We start from the raw sequence: 1,333 nt of genomic DNA on the forward strand, positions 1-1,333 counted from the left end.
CCTTCCACGGCATCCTTGTGCACCAGCCACTTGGTGGTGACCATGGTTTCCTGGGCGCTGATCGGCCACACGGTGAAGACGATGATGTGGTCACCCATGCAGTGGTTCCACGAGTGCGGCAGGTGCAGGATGCGCATCGAACCCAGGTCCGGGTTCTTGATGCGGCCCATCAGCTTCTGGCAGGCCTGCTTGCCGTCCATGGTCATCGACACGGTGCCCTTGAGCAGCGGCATGCGCACGATGCGGTTACGCAGGCCGTGGCTTTTGTGCAGGTAAGGGATTTTCTCGGCTTCCCAGGCGGCGGCAGAGCTGGCCACGTGGTCCTTGAATTCCTGGCTGGCGCGCGGGTCGTTGGTGTCGTCCCACTCCAGCAGGGTTTGCAGCAGTTCCGGGTGCGAACCGCTGCAGTGGTAGCACTCGCGGTTGTTTTCCAGCACCAGTTTCCAGTTGGCCTTTTCCATCAAGGTGGTGTGCACGGCCACCTTGGTGTTCTCCATGTCGTACGGTTCCATGTAGTGCTCGAGGGTGCCCAGGAACTCGTCGATGGCAGGCGGGTTTTCCGCCAGGCTGATGAAGATGTATCCGCCGGAAACCTTCACGTGTACCGGTTTCAGGCCGTACTCCTTCATGTCGAAGTCGGCGCCCATTTCGGTGCCGGCGAACAGCAGGCGGCCGTCCAGCTCATAGGTCCACTGGTGGTAGTGGCAGACCAGCTTGGCCACTTTGCCCTTGTCGCTCACGCACAGCCGCGAACCGCGGTGGCGGCATACGTTGTGGAAGGCATGCACCTTGCCTTCGGCACCGCGCACCACCAGGATCGGGTTCTTGCCGATCTGCAGGGTGATGTAGTTGCCTTTTGCCGGGATTTCGCAAGTCATGCCGGCGATCAGCCATTCTTTCTGGAAGATCTCCTGCATGTCGATCTGGAACAGACGCTCGTCGGTGTAGAAAGGCTGGGGCAGCGAGTAGGTGCGCTCGCGGGTCTGCAACATCTCGGCGGTGGCCTTGCGTGCAGGTTCCAGTGGATCGCCCAGGCTCAGGGTTGCGGTGACGTCCATCGTGTATTCCTCGGGGCCGTGTGCGGCCGGCAAAAGGTGGCTAATCGTTGTTGTGGTGCCGCAAGGTTGCTCTTGAAAAGCAGCGAGTTGTTTTGCCGTGGAGTGTGCGTCCGAAGACGCCGCGAACCGTATCCATGGACGACATGGCCGATTTGAATAACGACGCCCCAGCCCTTGTATTGCGGGGCTGGTCGCGATAAGCACGCCGATGTCGCTGGCAGGAATGTACGTCGCTCACGGGTTGAGCATTATCGGAGCCATGAAAAGGGCCATAG

General features: G+C 60.5%; 1 protein-coding gene. It reads right to left on the reverse strand.

Going from position 1 to position 1,333, the window contains the following annotated elements; all coding sequences use genetic code 11:
* Positions 1 to 1,058, reverse strand: a 1,058-nt coding sequence (gbcA, locus tag HP546_RS30300) for a glycine-betaine demethylase subunit GbcA (protein WP_172233566.1), incomplete at its 3' end; no start/stop codon positions are given.
* Positions 1,059 to 1,333: the final 275 nt, after the last annotated feature.

This window comes from Pseudomonas sp. CM25, assembly GCF_013179705.1.
Lineage (GTDB): Bacteria > Pseudomonadota > Gammaproteobacteria > Pseudomonadales > Pseudomonadaceae > Aquipseudomonas.